This window comes from Cytobacillus sp. S13-E01, assembly GCF_029193815.1.
Classification (GTDB): domain Bacteria; phylum Bacillota; class Bacilli; order Bacillales; family Bacillaceae_L; genus Bacillus_BV.
Map to the genome: position 1 here is coordinate 1 of NZ_JARFVC010000036.1, position 22,543 is coordinate 22,543.

Below are 22,543 nucleotides of genomic sequence, written 5' to 3' on the forward strand. Positions count from 1 at the left end.
AAAGATAAGAAAGCATTCCTGTATTAAAGCAAAATGAGATTTGAATAAAATAAGCCTCCTTGGTATGATACAAAGTGTCCAAGCTGATCAGCGCAAAGGACATTTAATAACCAAAGGAGGACATAAAATGAAGTATAAACAAAATGACAAGATTCTGCAACTTACAGAAAAAACCTTAATTATAGGGGTTGACATTGCTAAACATAAGCATGTCGCAAGAGCACAAGATTATAGAGGTATACAATTTGGAAAAGCTCATACATTTTTAAACACATATGAGGGTTTTGAAGGTTTCATAAACTGGTTAAATCAAATCAAAGCTAAACAGTCTAAGGAAGATGTCATCATTGGGATGGAACCTACTGGACATTATTGGCTTCCGTTGGCTTATTGGCTAAAAGAAAAAGGAAAAAAGGTGGTTGTAGTTAATCCAGCTCATGTTAAGCAAACAAAGGAGTTAGATGACAATTCTCCTACTAAGAATGATTTCAAGGATGCTAGAGTTATCTCTAGACTTATTGAGGGCGGAAGATATTCGGAGCCCAATTTACCGGAAGGTATATACTCGGATTTACGTGAAGGTATGAACCTATATAACCAATTGGTACAGGACCTAACAGCTGTGAAAAATATAGTTCACCAATGGCTCGACCGTTTCTTTCCTGAATATTTAACGGTCTTTGGGAAGTGGGATGGAAAAGCTTCTCTACAAGTTCTAAGAATGGGACTTTTTCCTGATGAGTTATTAGAGCGTGAAGACTTGGAAATTCTAGCTGAAATTCGTAAAGAAGTTAAAAAAGGTGTGGGAATAAAGAAGGTTGTTCAGTTGAAAAACGTTGCCCTTCGTTCAGTAGGCATTAAAGAGGGGCGAAGTCTAGCTAGGTTAAAATTAAAAAGCTTACTAGACCAATACGATCTTCTTTCAGAACAATTAGAGAGCGTCTGGAGTGAAGTAGAGAACATCATACAAGATGTTCCAGGGGCGAGAGAGATGGGAGATATTAAAGGTATTGGACAAGTTACAGTAGCCTCCTTTTTTGCAGAAGTCGGTGATTTACAAAAGTACTCACATCCCGACCAAATTGTTAAGTTAGCAGGATTAAACTTAAAACTAGCTACATCAGGAAAGTGGAAAGGGCAAACAATTATTACTAAACGAGGGCGTCCTAAATTAAGGGCACTATTGTTTAAAGTCGTGTTGCCTCTTGTAGCTCAAAATCCTGCATTTAAGGCACTACATCAGTACTTTATTACACGAAATGAAAATCCATTAAAAAAGAAGCAGTCTATCATCGCTATATGTTGTAAATTAATTCGTATTTTATTTACGATTGGAAAGAAACAAATTGAGTTTGAACCAGCTAAAATGTTACAAGATATTCCTCATTTTAGTATGCAAGAAGCTGCTTAAAAGGATAGGGTAAAGTGATCAAAAAGAAGTTAGGTGCAGAAAATAGTCGAAGATTTATATAACATAAACAGTAGTATCGATGACAATATTTAATTCTCATTTTTTATTCACTTAGTAGTCGAAGTATTTTAAAGTTGTTTCAATTTGAAGAAGACTTACAACAGAAGCTAGGAGCAGTCGGCAAGCATTTATACTATTGGGCAATGACCCCGCAAGAAAGCATCGCCGACCCCACTTCATGGATAGGCAGAACGAAGGAATGTATGCGCATATTTTTCATATGACGCCGTGAGAAATGGGAGGGTGTGCCGCCATGAACATTGTGGGATCCAATAGCGACCATATTTCTAGATATTATCCTTTTTTGTAAAAAAATAGAAGAAGAGGGTTTATTTAACTATGTCCTCCTCCTCTAAAATACAAATAAAGTTCTGTTAGTCCATTAAAGTGCAGTCTTATTGAAATTTGAAATACTGAGAAAAACAGAGAAAACAAGAGAAAAACCTTACTTTAATGAGGGAGTATAAAAATTTGTACCAAGTTTTAGTGTCTAGCTCCGGGCGCCATCGGCTCGAGGTCATAAGCCAATCCCTTCCCGAGGGCAAAAAACGCCTTCAGTCAGGGCTCGTCTTATGCTTGTCGCCGATAGGCGGGCGCCCTGCGCTTTTCTTATGAGAATTTATATTCTGATAACCGTTTTTCACTTTTTTTCACGGTTTCGATGCATCATCACTCACTCACATTACCCAATTAAAAAGTGGTATCAGACAAATACTGATACCACTTTTTGAAAATGATTATTTAGCTTCTAATCTACGGATACGTTCGTTAAGATCAGGGTGACTTGAGAATAACATATTTTTACCCTTACCGTTTATCTTTAATGTAGCAATTGAAGCTTGTTCTGTATTTACACGATTCGTGTATTGTTGTAGTGAGCGGAGTGCATGGACCATTTTGTCTTTGCCTGCTAAATCTGCTCCCCCATTGTCAGCATGAAACTCGCGATATCTTGAGTATGCTAGTACAACGATACTTCCTAAAATTGAGAATAGGATTTGGAATACAATAACTGCAATAAAATGGACGATTGGTGCTATATCTTCTCTTACGAAACGTGATACACCCCATGCAGCAATACGTGCAAGGAATACGACAAATGTATTAACAACACCTTGTAGAAGTGTCATAGTAACCATATCACCATTTGCAATATGGGCTACTTCGTGCGCAAGTACACCCTCAATTGCGTCGTTGTCCATTTCTTGTAATAAACCAGATGAAACAGCAACTAGTGATCTGTTTTTTGAAGGACCAGTAGCAAACGCATTGACCTCACGTGATTTATAAATACCAACCTCTGGCATTTTAGCAATACCTGCCGCTCTAGATAATCTGTGTACTCTCGCAACTAAATCTCTTTCCATATGTGATAAAGAATCTGTTTCTTTTAATACTCGTACACCCATCATCATCTTTACCATCCAACGAGACATTGCTAGTGACATAAATGCGCCAACAAAACCTATCACTGCACTAAATGCTAATAGTGATAAGAAATCTATATTCCCACTAGCTGTAATGTATGATCCAATTGGAAGAATAGATAATACAATTCCGATTGTTACCATTACTAGAATATTTGTGGCTATAAGTAAAAACAATCGTTTTCCCATACAAATCACCCCTTGATTTTAAGTTCATATGAACTTATTATAGAACTATATTCAATAAAATGCAATTACTTTTACTATATAGTAGTGTTTAAACGAATAAGAAAAGCGCAGGGCGCCCGCCTTTCGGCGAAAAGCATAAGACAAGCCGGCTGGAAGGTTGTTCTTTAACCTTCCGGACGGATTGGCTTATGCCATAGAGCCGATGGCGCCCGGAGCTAGACACTAAAACTATGTACAAACTTTTATACTTTCTTATCTTTTAAAAAATTATAATATTTTTTCACAAATATTCCATTTGGGGTGTGCATATGGAGATATACCGATGTAAGAGGCTCTTTCTTGCGGAACTACTTCAATTAATCAGAGAGGGAACAATCGATAAATGTATTTCTACAGTTGAACAAATAACGACTACTGATAATAACACGATTGATATCTATTTTATTTTACAAAAAATGAAACGAACAAAAAGTGGAACGAATGGTTTTTCTCTTAATGAAATTGCCACAATTGGGAATCAGATAGAATATGCAAATGTCACCTCTACCGCCATTCAAAATTGGGTTAAAAGAGATATTAAAGAACTTATCGGTTCCCCGTCGCAAGGTAAAAAATACTCAATTGATCAGGCTACTATTTTATTTATAGTAGAAGATTTAAAGATGGTATTAGACTTTGATTCAATTAGAAAAATGCTAACTCTTATTTTCAACAACCCAGCAGACAGAACGGATGATATTATCGATCCTGTAACATTTTACAAAGGCTATGCGAGCATATTCGAAAAATTAATCTCTATATCTGAACTACAAAAAATGCCGAATGAACAATGGATTGAAAGTGAAGCAGAACTATTTTTGGATACTACCGTTGTACTTAATGCTAACGAAAAAGGAATAGTTAAAAATTTACTAGTGTTAGCTGTTCTTGCAGTTCAATCCTCCTTATATAAAGTAAAATCGGCGAGCTATCTATTTACCACCTTGCAAAAACATAATAATCGACTGTAACAATATGTTCATTTTGGAACTATTTCTATTATAAAGCTATTTTCTAAAAAATATGACTTACTAAGCATGAAACCATTACCAGTATGAATGTTTATTTTCTTACCATACTAAAAAATGCAACGGTTATCGTTGCAAACTGTCAGTAAGGAGATGAAATGAACTATGGCTAGAAGTAGTAACAAACTACTAGTTCCTGGAGTACAACAAGCATTAAATGAAATTAAATTTGAAATTGCGCAAGAATTCGGTGTAAAGCTTGGTTCTGATACTACAGCACGTGCAAATGGTTCTGTAGGTGGCGAAATTACCAAACGCCTTATTTCTAGGGCACAGCAACAAAATTTAAAATAATCTATACAATTAAATATTATGGCTAAAAAACCTAGGATTCATTCCTAGGTTTTTTACAGGCTTTTATTCTGCCTCTGGTGTGAAAGCTCGTTTAGCAAACTCATTATCAAGCATGAAAAACGCATTACTATCATTTTCAATTCGCTTCAGCTTTTGAATGATTGAATCAAACATATCCTCTTCTTCGACTTGTTCATCAATAAACCATTTAAGGAAATTAATCGTTGCATGCTCACGCTCATCTAAAGCGATATCAGATAGTTTGTAGATACGTTTTGTCACTTCTTTTTCTTGGAGCAACGCTTTTTTAAAACCATCAAGAACAGAGGAAAACTCATTATTCGGTGCTTCAAAGCCATCAATTATTGCTCTTTCCCCCATTGCATTAATAAAATTATACAATTTCATAGCATGGAATCTTTCTTCTTCTGCTTGCACTAAAAAGAAATTAGCAAAGCCATCAAGAGACTCAGAAGAGCAATATGCTGCTATTGCCATATAGGCATGTGCAGAATAGAATTCGTAATTCATTTGATCATTTAAACCCTTATGTAACTTTTCACTCAACAAAATGTTCGCCTCCTTTTTTTTCTTTACTATTATATCACTGTTTACCTATCTTACTTATATTCAAAAAAAAATCCAACAAAATAATTCGTTGGATTTAATCGTTATCTCTATCATTTTTCGCGACCTTTGCCTCGGTCCTCTTTATCATCTTCATCTTCTTCATCTTCTTCATCATTGTCATCATCTTCATCTTCTTCATCATCTTTTTTCTTGCCATTCGACCCTAAATCATTTAATTTGTCTTTTACTTTTTCTTTAACGTGATCTGGCATATTTGAATTGTCAATATTCTCTTTTACTTTTTCACGTATTTTTTCTTTTTTCGTATCTGCTTCCTTAATTATTTCTTCCGCTTTTTCCTTTACTTTCTCTTTCCCTATTCCTTTTTGATCGTTTGAATCTATTTCTTTATTAGAATCATCCTTTTGTTCATCACTATCATCATCTTTGTTTTCACTACTTACCTTTTCATCATCTTTTTTATCGTTGTTTTGATCTTTGTTAGCTGGTAATTTATTTTCTAGTTGAAGTAATCTTCCTGTAGAAACCCCTTGTTTTTGTGCCTTTTCTCTCGTTTCTTTATCGCTTTCAACAGCGGTAATAGCTATTTTTTCACTTTCATATACAGTTGAAATTGATTCTAACTCTTTTGCAAGGGCAATGCTTACATCCTCAACCTTTTTTTCATTGAGAACTGTAGTAATTAAGACCTCTTCTCCCTCAGCTAGATAACCTTCTTCACGGCTTTTATTGATAATAGTCTCAGCAACCATTTCAACATCCTGTTTTTTCCAGGATGTATAGTCTTTTAGAATATTGTCACCGTCCGTGTTAAGGGCTTCTAGACTTATTACACGTAATCGATCATCAACTCCTATTTCAAAGCTCGGGTTAATATCAATTGACATATAAGCATATACCGGTGTAGCTATTAAATTTGGAATGAATGTTAAAAGAAATAAAAGTGCTGCAGCAAAACCTACAAATGCCAACTTTAACTTGCTAAATTGGAAGTAACGTTGTTTGGGTGTTTCTCTTACGTTATCCACTGTTACCGGAAAAAAATCAAGTTCTTCTCCAATTTCATAGTGATGATTTTGATTTTTCGCCTTCAAAAATTCCCCTTCTGGCGTCATCATTATAAGAAAGTCATGATTAACTTCCATTATTACACCTTTTTTCATGCCCCGAGCACCCCCTTTATATAATCCTTTAGATACACATAATCTCCAACCAAAATGATTGCCATTGCTATTATATATTTTCTATTTCTTTCGATCGTTTTACGACTTACCTCGACTTTTGATTCTAACTGTTTAATTGGTAATTGTTTTTTTTCAAACAAGATCCGCTTTAAATCATCTTCTTTAACTAATGTATTTGCGACTATCATGGCATTTTGTCTAGCATCTGCATGCTTTGGTGAATGTTCCAGTAGGTCCGAAAAAGAAAGTCCAAACTCGGTTAATACTCTCTGAAAATGAGTAATTTCCTCTTTCCGATGTTCTTGTTCTACCTGTTTCTCAAATTCTTCTATCGACAAATCTGATTCAATTTTTGATTGAGCATTTTCATCACCATAATCGTTTGCTGCAACAAGAGTTACTGTTTTAACGCGAGCTTCCTTACGAATAAAATCAATGACCCTTCGTTTAATGAGTAGTTCAGCAAATGATAATAGTGAACTTCCTTTATCTACTGAATATTTTTCAATTGCTTCATTAAAAGCAATAAGTCCAATACTAAATTCGTCATCTGATTCATCTATATATCGTTTACATACTGACGAAACTGTCTTAGCAATAAACGGTTTATATTTCATAATAAGTTTATTCTGTAATCTGGCATTACCTTCTTGAATGAGAAGGACGGTGTCTTCAAGCGTATTTTTCTTCTTACCGATATTGAACAGTAAACTAAGCACAAGTATCACCTCATTTTTCCCCACTATAGTATTCGTTTATGGTAGCGGATTTTTGAGGGTGTTACAATGAGAAAATCTTGGGGTTTGAAAAGATAGTACTTGAGTATTAGATCAAATAAGAAGTAGTTCCTTGATAAGACACGTTTTTACGAATAAGTTCCTCCTAAACTTCTACGAATTCTCTAAGCTTTGAAGTGGGGGTCATACTGCCCGTTAATGCGGGATAAAATTGCGTTTCTTCTTACTAGAGGAAATTGGGAAGTTTATAAGAGTAAATATAGCCACCAATAGGTGACTATATTTATCAATGAATATAATCTATTATTTGTCGTTTTTATTACCATTTTCGTTAGTTTTCCCTTTATTGTTTCCTTTGGTTTCTTCACGCTTTTCTTTTGGTGTTACCCTAGCTTCTTCACGGATTACTTTTACAGCCTCTCTTACTTCCTTACGTTGTTCTTTAACAAGCCCTTGGACTGCCTGTACTTGCTCTTTCTTAATAACTGGTACAACTGTTGTTAATTCAGCATCTACTTCTACTGCTACTTCTTTTTCCACTGCAACTTCTTTTGTTTCTACTTCAGAGTCAACCTCAGCTTCTAATTCCGTATCTACTGCCAATTCTTCAGTTACATCTTTGTATGTAGCCTCTGAAACATCTTCTTCTGTAGATTCTTCCTGAGCATAAAGTTCTTCAAAAGTCGCAAGTTTTAACGCTAACTTCTTGTAGCTTTTTTCAATATTTTTAGCTAATGCCGCTTTTGCAACTGGATTTTTCACCTTTTCCATTGCAGCCGTTAACGCAATAATATTTTGTGTAGCTAAATGTTCAATTTTAGCATAGTCTTTTTCAACGACAACTTCTGCTTCCCCTTCTGTTGTTACCTCAGAACTTACTTCTTCAGTCGTATCATCTTCAGTAGTTACGTCAGATTCTTTAGTGTCTTCTTCTGCTTGAACGTTGTCATTTTCTTCAGTTGACATTTCATCCGTTTCACTTTCTATATCTACTACGTTTTCCATAGTTGTTTCAACTAATTCCATGTATTCTAAAGCCTTTTCTATTGTTTGTGCAGCTTTATCTTCTTCACCTTGAGCAAATAAAGCCTCTACTTCAGCAAGACGATCTGCAGTAAAATTTGAAAGTAACTCTGCTTCTTTTACTTGATCAAAAGTTAAAGCAAGTTGAATTTTTTCAATCACTTGTTTTACAAAATAAAAGAATTCTCCAGGAAGTAATGTGGGAATTGTTGTTTCACTCTCTACCTCGGCAAATGTATCAGTATCCACTACTACTGCATTAGTATCATCAGTAGAAGTTGTTATGTCATTAGTTGAAACTACCTCTACGTTTGCAGTGCCAGCGTCATTACTTGCAAATGCTACACCTGTAGGTAATGTTAATGATCCTGCTAAAATAAGTGCTAAAGAACTTTTTGCTAAAACGTTTTTCATCATTTTTTCCACCTCATCTATTTTTGATTGAGCGCGCTCGAGTCATTAAAAGACTACGAGATCAAATAATTATTTGAGGGGGTAAGTTAATTATTTTATTTTAAAACTATAAACACATTACAAAAAGGAAGCAGACAAAATCTGCTTCCTTTACTATTGTTATTAAGCATTCCCTGCTTTTTTATAAGTTATTTCATTGTTTTCTTCAACATCTTTAGAGAACAACCAGCCAGATACAGCAATTCCGATTAACACTACCCAAAACGTAATCTTCCATGCTGGTGATTTAGGGAAGCTCTCAGAAAGTATCGCCAACTCCGGATGTGAAAGTGTATAAACAGCTAATTTTACCCCAACCCAACCTACAATCATAAACGCAGCCGTTTCAAGACCTGGCTTGCGGTGAAGAAGCTTAACAAAGTAAGTTGCTGCAAATCGCATAATCACTAATCCGATAAGACCACCGGCAAAAATAACTGCAAACTGACCACCATCAATCCCACCAATTTTTGGTAGATTAGTAACGGGAAGTGTAACCGCCAAAGCAACTGCTGCCAAAATCGAATCGACTGCAAAAGCAATGTCAGCTAACTCTACTTTGAAAACAGTCATCCAGAATCCTGACTTCTTTTCGATTTTTTTCGTTTCACTATTAAGATCTATCTGTTTTTTCTTTACATATTTTTTAACTAAATGATTTATTGCAATAAATAATAAATAGATAGCACCAATTGCTTGAACCTGCCACACATTAACTAAGAATGAAATTGCAAATAATGATCCGAAACGGAATAAAAATGCTCCCGCTAACCCATAAAACAATGCCTTTTTACGTTTTTCCTCTGGTAGATGCTTAACCATAATAGCCATTACCAGTGCATTGTCAGCGGCTAAAATACCTTCAAGCGCAATAAGCACAAGTAAAACCCAACCGTACTCCATTAAAAGAGATAAATCCATGTTTCTATTCCCCCTATTTGTTTTTGTTCAAAGATTAATTGAACACCCTATTTTTGATAATAACTTCTCACCTATTAGGCAAAAGGACGGAAAAAGAACGCAAAAAAGACCTTTGCCTTAATAGGCAAAGGTCTTGCTAAACACGATCATGTGTCAACAAAGCCGATGGAAGCAATGTTCCATGTAATGACGACTTTTGTTTTCAGGTTTCCCTGAACGCTACTCCCCTTTGTCGGAAGAAAACACTTATTAATTTATATTAACTATAATATTAAATAGAAATCATGTCAATGACTAATTTTATATACTTTTACACAGTATGCTTTTTTAATATTGTCTTTTTCATGATTACATACAGCACAAAAATGATCAGGACACCCGCTCCAGCTGGTAATAAGTATCCGTTTGCTAAGGCACCGACCTCTTTCCATTGGGGCCCAAGTTTAAATCCTAAATAGACGTAAAGAAATGTAATCGGAAGCATTGCTATAAACGTATAAATGCTAAAAACCCATACATTCATCTTAGCCATTCCACATGGAATAGATATTAATGTTCTGACTCCTGGAAGGAATCTTGCAGTAAATGCTACCTTCCCCCCATGTTTTTCAAAAAATTCATCAGCCTTATTCAGCTGTTTTTCTTTGATAAAAAAATATTTTCCGTATTTTAATAGGAAGGGACGACCCCCATAGCGACCAAGTGTGTACAATGTTAAAGGGCCAAAAGTACCACCAATTGTACCGGCAAGAACGACTAACCATAAATTCATATCACCCTGATAAACCCAGTATCCTGCTAATGGAAGGACAAGTTCTGCTGGAACAAACTCAAATGTTAAAGCAATCAAAACACCAAAATAAGATAAGCCTTTTAAAAACTCAATAAATTCAATAATAAGATCTTCCATATTTATAAAATCACCACCTGTCCCCACCCATTTTACAACATTTTTTCTACCCTGTTAAAATCTACTTGAATTTTGTTAGGAAATCAACAACATTTTTCACTACCAATTTTATTTGGTTTATGAAGAATACTACTAATCGTCCTCTAATTAGGGCATGTTATCAAATAAATGGGTAAGAATAATCCTAAAAAAATGTTGGTGTCTACCTATCTGACACCTTGCAAAGGAGAGTGGACATCGAGATGCACACGATGTGGAAAGGTTCGATTAGTTTTGGTCTTGTTAATATACCAATTAAGTTGTACTCTGCAACCGAGGATAAAGATATAAAATTACGGAATTTACACAAAGAATGTCATGCACCGATTCAATATGAAAAGACATGTTCTAATTGTGAAAAAGAAGTTTCAAATGACGATATTGTTAAGGGATATGAATATGTCAAAGGGAAATTTGTTATTTTAAGTGACGAAGAATTACAAGAACTTAAAGAAGAACATGAAGACAAAAGTGTAGAAATCATTGATTTTGTTGATCTAAAGGATATTGATCCCATTTATTTCAATCGTTCTTACTTCATGGGGCCTGGTGAGAACGGTAGTAAAGCGTATGCTTTATTACGGGAAGCTCTACAAAAATCAGGTAAAATCGGGATAGCTGAGATGTCAATTCGTTCTAAACAACATATGGCAATTGTGCGAGTATATAAAAATAGTTTAGTTATGGAAACCATTCATTACCCAGATGAGGTTAGAAATGTTGGTGAAGTTCCTGGGGTACCAGAAAACATTGAAATTCATGAAAAAGAACTTGATACAGCGATCATGCTAATAGATCAGTTGACAACAGAATTTGATCCTGAGAAATATAAAGATGATTATCGGACTGCCTTAATGGAGTTAATTCAATCTAAAATTGAAAATAATGAAGGTACGACATCAAAAGAAGCACCACGCACAAATGTAGTTGATCTCATGAGCGCATTACAAGCTAGTATCGAAAAAACAAAACCAAAGGAAAAACCTGGTGTAGTTCCTTCTGCACGTTCAGGAACCAAAGCTGAAGCTACAGTTGCTACCGATGGAAAAACGAAAACACGCACTACACGTAAAAAACTTGGATCTTGAATAGTCGGGGCTAACATAGCCCCTATATCCCCCTTTGGAACGTACTTATTAATCTAGTCTGTCTTTGTTACAATTTTTTGTTCTCCAAAACCAGTTGGAATTTTTTGATACAAGACATATTCCCTACCTGAATGAAATGAAAAGGATTGATTTTCAATTGGAAAAATTAGGTCGTTTTTTCATAGTCGGCTATAATAAACTAACTCAATTTTTTGATGTTGCTGTTTTACACAATAATGAAATAAAAAAAGTAGGTGCTTTTTCTAAAGGGCTATCAAAGGAAGAACATGCTGTTCTTTTACAAGTCATTTTGAATAACTCGTTAACTGAAACTACAACATTTGTAAATGTTAAGCCTGGTATATGTGTTGAACTTAGCTATACTTCCTTGGAAAACGGGCACCTTAAAAGCCCTTTTTTTATGAATTTTTTATTTGATATTGAGTGGACCTCATGCACGTTAGAAAAACTGACGGATAGTACTCCACTAATAAAAAACATAAAAATTAGTCATCCTGATAAGCCACTCTTTAAGGATAAGACCATAACTAAAAAGGATTATCTAAACTATTTACAAGATGTTTCACCCTATATGTTACCATTTTTAAAGGAGCGATTATTAACAGTGATTCGCTACCCACATGGTACATATGGTGATTCTTTTTACCAAAAAAACTGTCCCGAATATGCTCCAGAGTTTATAGATACCAAGATGCATGAAGGAATTAACTATATCGTCTGTAACAACATTGAAACACTCTACTGGCTTGGCAATCAGCTTGCTTTTGAGTTTCATATTCCGTTTCAAACAATCCATTCAAATGGTCCCTCTGAGATTGTCTTGGATCTCGATCCGCCATCAAGGGATCATTTTCATCTTGCTATAAAAGCAGCAAAAATTTTAAAAGAGGTATTTGAAGGATTAAAGCTGATCACATTTATAAAAACCTCTGGAAATAAAGGCTTACAAATTTATATCCCTTTACCTGAAAATCAGTTTAGCTATGACCAAACAAGGCAATTCACTGAGTTTATTGCCGATTATTTGGTAACAAAAGAACCTACCTATTTTACAACTGAACGATTAAAAAAGAATCGCCATAATAAATTGTATGTCGATTATTTGCAGCATGCAAAAGGCAAAACCATTGTTGCTCCTTATTCGGTTAGAGGAAATGATGGTGCATTTACAGCAACCCCTCTTTATTGGGACGAATTAGCGGACAACCTTTCAATTGAAGCTTTTCCTTTAGACAAAACCATACAACGATTAAAAGAAAAAGGATGCCCGTTTCAAACTTACTTTGAAGCAAAAGAAAAACAAAAGTTTGAGCCTGTATTACATTTTTTAAAGCAATTTAATTGATATTCTAGTTTTATACTAAAACTTTAAACTATAGAAGCGAGAACTAAAAACATCATCTTTGTATTACTTTTATACTAGACAAATATACCACCTACATATAAAGTAAAGAAGGTGAAATAGTGAAAAAGACTGTTTTGTTAGTAGATGACTCAAAGTTCATGCGTTCATTGCTAAAAAACATAATTACTACAAATGATTTCGAAGTTATTGCTGAAGCAAGTAACGGTGAAGAAGCCATCTTGCAATATAACATCTATCAACCAGATCTTGTCATCTTAGATATTACAATGCCAAAGATAAATGGTCTGACTGCTCTAAAAACAATAAAACAACAATACCCTAATAGTATTATCATTATGTGTTCCGCACTTGGCCAACAATCGCTTATAATTGAAGCACTAAGTGCAGGCGCTAGTGATTTTATAGTAAAGCCCTTTTTTGATAATCTCATTTTGGTATTAAGAAAGGCCTTAGGACCCTAGGACTAAAGGATCGTGATATTTTTTATGAATGATGTATCTTTGCACGCTCTAATAAACCACTGGCGAGGAATGTATAAAGCGTTAGAACATGACTGGCAAACGTCTGCAAAGGATTTAGGTTTGACTACTGCAGAGCAACATATGTTGTGGATTATTCATTTTGAAAAAGAAGTAACTATGACAAGAATTGCCGAAGTTGGGCTTTGGGATATCTCTACTGTCGTACAAGTCGCCAACCGCCTTAAGAAAAAAGGATACATCCAAACACTAAAACATGATAATGACCGTCGTATTTCATACTGCATTTTAACAAATGAAGGTGACGCTATACGAGCTGAATCAGCAAAATATCATTATAAAACCCTTGATTATTTAAGTACTTTAAACGAGGATTCAAATTTCATTGAGACACTTTCATCGTTCCAGAAAAAGTTCAATGAACATTTTCACGGTAGGGATTTTGTTGAATGGATTGAAAGAACTTCTAAGATACAAGGACCAGAGGACCACGATAAAAAAACTAGTACTACCCGCTAGAGAACTGGAAATGAAGATAGCGACCTTAAAACATTAAGGTCGCTATCTTCATTTATTAAGAGTTTTCCTCGTCTTTGCCCTTTGTCTCTTTGTCATCCTTTACGATATTTAAAAGCTGTTCAAGCATGAATACCATATCCTCTTTTTCGTACTGCTTCTGCTTCTGCTGTGTTGCAGGTAATTGCTCTTCATTATCGTCATCTTGGTCCTGTCTGTTCTCTGGTGCAATGTAGCGGTCCTCTAAAAGGTAGGCCGGAATCAATTGACCATCTGGTGTAACATATGTTTTATTTAATCGTCTTGTGTCTTTATCAAATAGACTGTAGACAATTGGGATGATAAATAATGTTAAAAATGTACTACTAATTAATCCCCCAATTACAGCAATCCCCATCGGTTGGTTCATCTCAGATCCTTCTCCAATACCGAATGCTAGAGGCAATAGACCGAGAATAGTCGTAGTCGCTGTCATTAATATTGGTCTTGTTCTATCTTTGACGGATTCGACAATTGCATCATATGTTTTTACTCCGTCTGCTTTCTTTTGATTAATATAATCGACAATGACGATTGCATTATTAACCACAATACCGGCTAAGACTATAATTCCTATTATTGCAGTTAATCCGATCGGCGTACGCGTTGCAACTAATGCAATCGCAACACCTATTACCATAAGTGGTACTGTAAACATGATAACAAATGGGTATTTAAAGGATTCAAATTGAGCAGCCATAACAATATAGATAAATACAATTGCTAAAGCAAACGCTAGAATCATTTGATCAAGTGAAGATTCTAAGAGCTCACGATCACCGCCAAATGTAACTTCGGTTTCCTCTGGAAGCTCTAAATCAGCGATTTCTTTATCAACCTCAGTAGAAATATCCCCTAAATTAGTTGAAGAAGCATACTTAACCGTAAATTGGACCGCATTTAATTGATCGATTCGTTGAATAGACATTGGTCCTTCTCCGATTGTAATATCTGCCACTTCATCAAGTTGAACATACGTATTATCTGGTTTTTTAAGCAGTAAGCCTTTTAACTGATCAAGGTTATTTGTCACATCACGGTCATAGCTTACGTTTACTGTATAAATATTGTTATCTTTATCAGTTAACTGAATCGCATTTGTCCCTCTTGTAACATCATTGACGGTATTCGCAATTTGAATTGGAACAAGCCCTTCATCAAATGTTGCCGCGCGATCAATTGTAATTTGAACTTCTTCTATCGTTTCGGTTAGGTCTGTTGTTACTTCAGTTACATCATCTATTTCCCCTAAAGCCTTTTCTATTTTGTTTACAGTTTCATCCAAGCGCTGTTTATTTGAATCTTTGACGCTAAACGAAAGCGTATTTGGCGAGGATCCAGCCGAAGACTGTAGGCTAAACGAGATTTCGGCAGTATTATTCCCTTTTTGAGCTGCCTTTTCAACCTCACGTTTTGTATCATCAACAAATTGGAAAGTTGAATTACCACGCTTATCTAAATCAACCATTTTCACATATATTTCTGCTATATTTGTTTGTCCAGTTCCTCTAAATGAATCCTCTTGGGTGGAACCGATTAGACTAACATAAACAGCAACATCTTCTTTATTTTCTAATACGTTCTCTATTTCGGTAACAGCCTTCTGTGTTTCAGAAAGAGTAGAGCCATTTTCTAATTCAACTGAAATTGTGAAAAAACCTTCATCACTGCTTGGTATGAACTCTTGACCAACTGTTGTTAGCCCATATAGACTTGCCGCTAAAATAATCAGAGTTGTTACTAATACAGCAGCACGATTACGTAACGACCACTTTGTTGCACCTTCCATAGTGCGTAAAAAGCCTGATTCTCTACGAAGCTTCTCGACATTTCCTTTAGGAGTGGTAAGAAATCTACTTGCTAACATAGGAACAACAGTTAAAGCAACAATTAGCGATGCAAATAAACTAAATGCAATCGTAAGTGCGAACTCTGTAAATAACTGACCAATAATACCCGTGATAAAAATAACGGGTAAGAAAACGGCAACTGTTGTTAGGGTTGAGGCAATAATAGCACTTCCAACCTCTTTTGTACCATCAGCGGCAGCTTCCTTTGGATCTTTCCCCATTGAAAGATGACGGTAAATATTTTCTATAACAACAATGGCGTTATCTACAAGCATCCCTATTCCAAGGGCTAAACCACCTAGTGTCATAATATTTAAGGTGAATCCTGAAAAATACATTAAAACAAACGTTACAATTACCGAATAGGGAATTGCTATTCCAATAATTAATGGACTTTTTAAGCTTCTAAGAAAAGCGAACAAGACAACCATGGCAAGAATACCACCAAAAATGAGGGTGTTAGACATATTGCCAATTGCTAATTGTATATATTCACCTTGGTCAAATAAAATATCTGATTGTATGTCTTGATATTTATCTTCGTCTAAGAGATCACTTAGTTCAGTTTGGAATGCTGTTGAAACTTGTGCGGTATTAGCTTCAGATTCCTGCAACACGCTCAGTAATACCGAGGGTTCTTGGTTTGCCCTTGTAATCGAATCCTGATTTTGAGGTGCAATTTTCACTTCACTAACATCAGCAACAGTAACTTTTTCACCGTTTGTTTGGTCAACGGTTACGATTAGACTTTTCAAAGCATCTAAAGAATCGACTGTACTAATGACACGAGTTGTTAGCTGTTTCCCATCTGTTTCAATTGTATCTCCCGGTAACGAGATGGAGTTTGCTCTTATTGCATCGACCACATCACTTTGACTAATTAAATATTGCTGTAATTTAGTTTGATCTAATTCAATCTTGATTTCATCAATCATTGTTCCAGATAGGGTTACACTTGCAACACCTTCAACCTTGCTCAATTCCTGCGTTAAATTTTCTGCTAACGATTGTAATGTTTTTAGATCATCACTTGTGCTTAATGATAACTGGATGATTGGAAATTGTGATGGATCAAACTTTAAAAAGCGAGGTTTTTCTGCATCATCTGTAAGCATTGTTTGATTAATTCTGTTTTGAATTTCTGATTCTACATCCTCAATCGACGTAGTCCACGAAAATTGTAGTAATGTTAAATTGGCACCTTCCTGCGAGGTTGAGGTCATTGTCTTTAAACCTGGCAATGTAGATAAGCTTGCCTCTAGAGGTTTGGTCACCTTTTCTACTACCTCTGTAGGACTAGCTCCTGGGTAATTCACAACTACTACACCAATTGGTGGATTAATGTCTGGTATTAATTTTAAAGGTATATTCATTAATGACACTAGCCCCAGTATAATCACCAGGAACATTGTTACCAATGTAAAGACTGGGCGTCGTATCGAAAAATTACTTATTTTCATGACTCGTCTCCTCTCCTATTTTATATGCATATATAAGTGCTATGACTACACAGTCAACTCTTTTATCTTATAATCATTACTATCATTTGTAAACTCATATCACTCTGATTGACCCACTAGTCACTGGCAAATTGTCATTGAATGTTCATATATCAAACTAAAAATCGGTAATCATTTTAGTATTGACGTTATACTGAAAAATAACATAAGGATTGCCGAAGTATCTTATTTTTTTACATAAGAAAAGCGCAGGGCGCCCACCTATCGGCGACAAGCATAAGACAAGCCTGCTGGAAGGTTGTTCTTTACCTTCCGGACGGATTGGCTTATGACCTCGAGTCGATGGCGCCCGGAGCTAGACACTAAAACTTGGTACAAATTTTTATACTTTCTTATCTTTTAAGAAAAGCACAAGCGCCCCGTTTAGCGACGTATGGACTGGACTGAGCCGCATGAGATAAAGGAAACACGAAAGAGCGATAGCGATTCGATGTTGACTTATCGTAAGGAGGTGAGGGAAGTCCACTAGTCGTTGGGCGCTGGAGCTGGACGTAGATAGACAAAGACACGAAGTTATACACAACCTTACAATTTTATAATTTCCTAAACAACAAAAAACAGAGTATCGGGAAGTGCCCAACACTCTGTTTTTTTATTTTTACACCAATAGAAATATTAGAGAAAGACTAATTATTGAAACAAGAACTGATGCAAATAAACCAATCGCAAATGGCTTGATGCCTATATTCATCATCTTCTTCAGATTCACTTGTAATCCTACACCAGCCATTACCATGAGAATGATATACTTTGCAATGCTAACCAATGATGATTGTACATCCTCTGAAATAAATCCCACCGAGTTGAAAAGACTCATAAGGATAAATCCTACAATAAACCAAGGAAACACTTTTTTAAAAGATACTTTACCAGCTTGATTATCATTTTTTACTAGTAATAATGGAACTAGAATGATAATCGGTAATAAAAAGAGTGTTCGCACTAGTTTAACCGTTGTCGCTATATCTCCCGCTTCATTACCATATAAATAACCTACCGCTACAACAGACGATGTGTCATGAATTGCTGTACCAGCCCAGATCCCAAACTGTAATGGATTTAAATTAAGGAAGTGACCAATAACAGGATATAAAAAGGTAGCGATTAAGTTAAATAAAAATATCGTTGAAATAGCATATGCGGTTTGTGCTTCACGAGCATTAATTGTACCTTTTAAAGCTGTAATTGCAGTTGCTCCGCAAATACTTGTACCCACACCAATTAAAATAGATAAGAGCTGATCAACTTTTAATAGTTTTCCTATTAAAATAGTAAAGAATATACCACCAAAAACAACAGCAAGTATAGTAAGAAAAGACTGTCCACCGATTTGAAGAATTTGACCAAAGCTTAGTGTAGCACCTAGCAAAATGATTGCAACTTTTAACATTCGTTGCACGGTGAATGATATACCATCTTCAAAAATAATGTGTAATCCAAACGTGTTACGTATAATTATGCCGATAACAAGAGCAAAGATAACTCCGCCAAATAACGGATACAATTTCCCGAAAAAATGCGAAACAGTTGCAATTAATAAAAGTAAAATAATCCCAGAACTCCAACTAGGTAGAGGCAGCGGACGTTTTCTAAATATAGTTAACAGCTGTTGTTTCCCAATAATGTTTTCACTCATTGTAATTTCCCCTTACCGCCGCTTATCAAAATTAAAGCAGTAGCTTAACTGTAACTCACAATATGATAGTATACTATAATTTCAACTTGTATACACTAGAATAATACTACCAATTTCATTTTGCATTGCTTCACAAGCTATGAATACTTATGTCTTATCCTTATTTTACCTACTCTCTTAATGGAATGGAAGTAACTTTCTTAAATAAAAGCGCAAGGCGCGCCCGCATATCGGCGCGTCGTTTAAGATAGATTGCTGTTTTGGTTACCGTTTTCTTATTTTTGCGCGATTTCGGGCATCAGATTGCTGTTTTGGTTACCGTTTTCTTATTTTTGCGCGATTTCGGGCATCAGATTGCTGTTTTGGTTACCGTTTTCTTATTTTCGCGCGATTTCGGGCATCAGATTGCTGTTTTGGTTACCGTTTTCTTATTTTTACGCGATTTCGGGCATCAGATTGCTGTTTTGGTTACCGTTCGATAGCGCCTCGAGCTAGATACATAAACTGGGTACAAACTTTTATCCTTGCTTATCTTTTAAAAAAACAACCGGTGTCAGGCACGAGCCTGACACCGGTTGTTTATATCTCGCAGTATAACCTATTCGTTTTTTAAATCTTCAATAGAATCAATATCCATATATGTTGGAACAACTAATCCAAGTTTTGTTCCTTCTAAGTTTGCACCTAGGTCTTCAAATTGCCCTTCAAATTTTTCATAGTAATCTGCATGTGTAGAAGGTAACCAACCAGCTACATGTGCATCTACGCTACCATCTGCAACACCAGACCACATTGGTCCTGCTTCAACCTGACGAAGAGTAACCTCATATCCAACACTTTCTAACACATTGGCAATTATATTAGTACTAGCAATCTCACTGTCCCAAGCGACATAGGCTAGCATAATCTCGTCACCATCAACAGTTCCCGCACCTTCAGTCCAGCTCGCAACTTTATCGGCGTTTTTTTCTACCCATGATGCAGCAGCTTCTTCAGCTTCAACCCCATCCATTATCTCAACCATAACATTAGCCATGTCTTCTGGAGTCCATTTGAATTGATCTAAAATTGCATATGCCGTTGGATGATCTTCTTTTAATCCAACACGTGCAATCGTATTAATATCTTCATCTTCACCATATACACCTTTAGGATCTTCTAGATATTTTAAATCAAACGCAGAGAACTTCCAGTGTGGTGTCCAACCTGTTACGATAATAGGCTCTTCATTATTATAGGCCTTTTTTAATGCAGCAGCCATTGCCGCACCCGATCCCTCTACTAGTTCCCACTCATCAAGACCATACTCTTCAATTACTGTTTTTGTAGATTTCATTAACCCTGCACCTGGATCTATTCCAACAATCTTATATTCTACACGATCACCAACAGTTTGATCCTCGTTTCCACTAGTTTCTGAACCTCCACAGGCAGCCAGTCCAATCGTTAATCCTAATGCTAATGTTGTTCCTACTAATTTACGTATCATTATACAGTTCCCCCTTGTTTATTTTTTCCTATATTTTGAGTAATCCGATCTAGGATAATTGCGATAACAACAATTGCTAGACCAGCTTCAAAACCAGTTCCAGTTTTAATTTGCGTCACTGCTTCATATACTTTTGCACCTAAACCTGGTGCGCCTACCATGGATGCAATAACTACCATTGATAAAGAAAGCATGATGCTTTGGTTTATCCCTGCCATAATTGTTGGCATGGCAAGTGGTAATTGAACCTTCATCAAACGTTGTTTTGTAGTCGAACCAAACGCTTCTGTAGCCTCTATTAACTCAGCAGGAACTTGATGTATTCCAAGAATCGTTAAGCGAATGGTCGGTGGCATTGCAAAAATGACTGATGCCACAACTCCTGGCACCACGCCAATATTAAAGAAAAAGATTGCAGGTAAGAGATAGACGAATGCAGGCATTGTTTGCATAAAGTCTAATATCGGTGTTATAACTTGGTGAATCCTCTTTTTCTGAGATGCCCAAATACCGACAGGAATACCTATTAACACGGTTATAAAAACAGATGTTAACACAAGTGCAACCGTATCAAGCATGTGCTCCCAATAGCCTAAGTTATCGATTAGTAATAAACCCAAGAAACTAAATAACCCAATTCTCCATTTACAAATCTTTAAAGCTAGTAAACTTACTAATACAATAAGTACTATCGAAGGAATAAAGGATAACCCTGTTACAATCCCCTCTACAAATGCTTCTAACCCATTTGCTATTCCGTCGAACATTTCTTCAAAATTATACGTAAGCCAATCAACCAAGGCATCTACCCAACGAGCCAAAGGGAGTTTCGGTAAAAAACCTTCCATTTACTTCACCTCCCTTAAGTTGTTACTAGAAGGAGAATCCTTATCAAAACCGTTAATATATGTATTATTTCCAGCTAACGCACCGATAACAGCGCCTCTAATTACAATGCCTTTTAGGCGATTTTCTTTATCAACAACTGCAACAGGTATGGTTGCTGTTGAAACTTTATCAAATAAATCAGTTAGTAATGTCTCTGGAGCTACCGTAATAACATCTTTTGTAAGTGCTTGTTCTAAGCTAAGATTCTGTTCAACCGCATTTGAAGCATCTCCTGCCGTTATTGCACCTAGTAATCTATTTTGTTTATTAATAGCATAAATCGTAGATAGCCCATTATCTTTCATCAGCTTTAATGCAACTCGCGGTCCCTTTTCAATAGACATTGTTTCGGCCCTTTTCATAACATGTGCAGCTGTTAATACTTTAGATAGATCTACGTCTTCTACGAATCTTTCAACATAGTCATTTGAAGGATTCATTAAAATTTCTTCTGGCGTTCCTATTTGGACAATATTTCCATCCTTCATTAAGGCTATACGATCACCAATCCGTAGTGCTTCATCCAAATCATGTGTAATAAAGACAATTGTTTTTTCCATCGTCGATTGCAATTGTAATAATTCATCCTGCATATCTTTTCGTATTAGTGGATCAAGAGCACTAAATGCTTCATCCATAAGTAAAATATCAGGATCATTTGCTAAAGCTCTTGCAAGACCAACACGTTGCTGCATACCTCCACTTAGTTGGTCAGGATATTGATTTTCATATCCTTTTAGCCCTACAAGCTCTAATGATTCCTGTGCTTTACTTGCAATTTCAGATGTAGGAAACCCCTGTATTTCAAGTCCGTACCCTGCATTTTCTAGCACAGTCCTATGTGGGAATAGTGCAAATCGCTGGAATACCATACTTAGCTTTTTTCTTCGAACATTCCGAAGCTCTTCCTTATTCATCTTGACAACATCTACTCCATCAAGTAGGATTTTCCCACTGGTTGGTTCAATAAGACGATTTAATAAGCGAACAAGCGTCGACTTACCACTCCCTGAAAGACCCATTATAACGAATATTTCACCTGAGTAAACTTCGAAATTAGCCTGATTTACACCAACTGTCGAGCCGGTTTTTTGTAGAATTTCTTGCTTTGTTTTTCCCTTTTTTAAAAGTTCTATAGCTTTTTTAGGATTTTTTCCAAAAACCTTTGTGACATCATTTACACTAATCTTTACTTTTTTGCCTTCTTCCATACCTTCACCTCTTGTCAACCTTTCCTTCGTAAAACAAATAATCTTACATTGGCTAGTCGTCCAAACCAATGATTTTTTACTTGACCTTATAATTGTAGAAGTAATTACCAATTTACTCAAAGCCGATATAGAGG

At 35.8% G+C, this 22,543-nt stretch carries 19 protein-coding genes; 7 read left to right on the top strand and 12 right to left on the bottom strand.

The annotated features are described in order from the left end of the window. The first annotated feature begins 127 nt into the window (after positions 1-127). Positions 128-1,411 carry an IS110 family RNA-guided transposase gene (locus PY093_RS17535; RefSeq protein ID WP_275645258.1) on the top strand — a complete coding sequence of 428 codons (1,284 nt, stop codon included), beginning with the start codon at positions 128-130 and terminating at the stop codon, positions 1,409-1,411. A gap of 797 nt (positions 1,412-2,208) precedes the next feature. Here PY093_RS17535 and htpX read toward each other — a convergent pair. Next, the gene (htpX, locus tag PY093_RS17540; protein WP_275647108.1) at positions 2,209-3,087 is read right to left on the bottom strand and encodes a protease HtpX; all 879 of its coding nucleotides are present in this window, start codon (positions 3,085-3,087) and stop codon (positions 2,209-2,211) included. A 308-nt stretch (positions 3,088-3,395) separates the two neighbouring features. Between htpX and PY093_RS17545 the strand changes: the two genes are divergently transcribed. Both PY093_RS17545 and PY093_RS17550 read left to right on the top strand, forming a co-directional pair. Further along, the gene (locus tag PY093_RS17545; RefSeq protein WP_275647109.1) at positions 3,396-4,097 is read left to right on the top strand and encodes a DUF1836 domain-containing protein; all 702 of its coding nucleotides are present in this window, start codon (positions 3,396-3,398) and stop codon (positions 4,095-4,097) included. Between the two features lie 162 nt (positions 4,098-4,259). Then, complete coding sequence (locus tag PY093_RS17550) at positions 4,260-4,448, top strand: alpha/beta-type small acid-soluble spore protein (protein WP_275647110.1); 189 nt, start codon at positions 4,260-4,262, stop codon at positions 4,446-4,448. Positions 4,449-4,511: 63 nt separating this feature from the next. Here PY093_RS17550 and PY093_RS17555 read toward each other — a convergent pair whose 3' ends face one another. The 6 genes from PY093_RS17555 to PY093_RS17580 form a co-directional block, all read right to left on the bottom strand. Then, on the bottom strand, positions 4,512-5,018 hold the full coding sequence (locus tag PY093_RS17555; protein ID WP_275647111.1) for a ferritin: 507 nt from the start codon (positions 5,016-5,018) through the stop codon (positions 4,512-4,514). Between the two features lie 110 nt (positions 5,019-5,128). After that, entirely contained in the window at positions 5,129-6,202 is a 1,074-nt protein-coding gene (locus tag PY093_RS17560) for an anti-sigma factor domain-containing protein (RefSeq protein ID WP_275647112.1), read from the bottom strand. After that, on the bottom strand, positions 6,199-6,942 hold the full coding sequence (sigI, locus tag PY093_RS17565; protein ID WP_481769318.1) for an RNA polymerase sigma factor SigI: 744 nt from the start codon (positions 6,940-6,942) through the stop codon (positions 6,199-6,201). The genes PY093_RS17560 and sigI overlap by 4 nt, the downstream gene beginning before the upstream one ends. Before the next feature lie 321 nt (positions 6,943-7,263). Then, positions 7,264-8,400 (bottom strand): DUF5667 domain-containing protein, encoded by a 1,137-nt coding sequence (locus PY093_RS17570; protein ID WP_275647114.1) that lies wholly within the window; start codon positions 8,398-8,400, stop codon positions 7,264-7,266. 159 nt (positions 8,401-8,559) lie between these two features. Next, positions 8,560-9,357, bottom strand: a complete 798-nt coding sequence (locus PY093_RS17575) for a TerC family protein (protein ID WP_275647115.1) — start codon at positions 9,355-9,357, stop codon at positions 8,560-8,562. A gap of 310 nt (positions 9,358-9,667) precedes the next feature. Then, positions 9,668-10,267 carry a DedA family protein gene (locus PY093_RS17580; protein ID WP_275647116.1) on the bottom strand — a complete coding sequence of 200 codons (600 nt, stop codon included), beginning with the start codon at positions 10,265-10,267 and terminating at the stop codon, positions 9,668-9,670. Between the two features lie 242 nt (positions 10,268-10,509). Here PY093_RS17580 and ku point away from each other — a divergent pair, with 242 nt between their 5' ends. The 4 genes from ku to PY093_RS17600 all read left to right on the top strand — a co-directional run bounded on the left by ku (position 10,510) and on the right by PY093_RS17600 (position 13,779). Next, complete coding sequence (gene ku / locus PY093_RS17585) at positions 10,510-11,394, top strand: non-homologous end joining protein Ku (protein WP_275647117.1); 885 nt, start codon at positions 10,510-10,512, stop codon at positions 11,392-11,394. A 157-nt stretch (positions 11,395-11,551) separates the two neighbouring features. Beyond that, positions 11,552-12,760 (top strand): DNA ligase D, encoded by a 1,209-nt coding sequence (ligD, locus tag PY093_RS17590; protein ID WP_275647118.1) that lies wholly within the window; start codon positions 11,552-11,554, stop codon positions 12,758-12,760. A gap of 119 nt (positions 12,761-12,879) precedes the next feature. After that, positions 12,880-13,242 (top strand): response regulator, encoded by a 363-nt coding sequence (locus PY093_RS17595; protein WP_275647119.1) that lies wholly within the window; start codon positions 12,880-12,882, stop codon positions 13,240-13,242. A 24-nt stretch (positions 13,243-13,266) separates the two neighbouring features. Next, positions 13,267-13,779 carry a MarR family transcriptional regulator gene (locus PY093_RS17600; RefSeq protein WP_275647120.1) on the top strand — a complete coding sequence of 171 codons (513 nt, stop codon included), beginning with the start codon at positions 13,267-13,269 and terminating at the stop codon, positions 13,777-13,779. Positions 13,780-13,834: 55 nt separating this feature from the next. Here PY093_RS17600 and PY093_RS17605 read toward each other — a convergent pair whose 3' ends face one another. The 5 genes from PY093_RS17605 to proV form a co-directional block, all read right to left on the bottom strand. Further along, positions 13,835-17,125 carry an efflux RND transporter permease subunit gene (locus PY093_RS17605; protein ID WP_275647121.1) on the bottom strand — a complete coding sequence of 1,097 codons (3,291 nt, stop codon included), beginning with the start codon at positions 17,123-17,125 and terminating at the stop codon, positions 13,835-13,837. A gap of 658 nt (positions 17,126-17,783) precedes the next feature. Then, positions 17,784-18,821, bottom strand: coding sequence for a YeiH family protein (locus PY093_RS17610; RefSeq protein WP_275647122.1), 1,038 nt, complete (start codon positions 18,819-18,821; stop codon positions 17,784-17,786). Between the two features lie 598 nt (positions 18,822-19,419). Next, positions 19,420-20,310, bottom strand: coding sequence for a glycine betaine ABC transporter substrate-binding protein (locus PY093_RS17615; protein WP_275647123.1), 891 nt, complete (start codon positions 20,308-20,310; stop codon positions 19,420-19,422). Then, entirely contained in the window at positions 20,310-21,158 is an 849-nt protein-coding gene (locus PY093_RS17620; RefSeq protein ID WP_275647124.1) for an ABC transporter permease, read from the bottom strand. The genes PY093_RS17615 and PY093_RS17620 overlap by 1 nt, the downstream gene beginning before the upstream one ends. Continuing rightward, entirely contained in the window at positions 21,159-22,409 is a 1,251-nt protein-coding gene (gene proV / locus PY093_RS17625) for a glycine betaine/L-proline ABC transporter ATP-binding protein ProV (protein ID WP_275647125.1), read from the bottom strand. Positions 22,410-22,543: the final 134 nt, after the last annotated feature.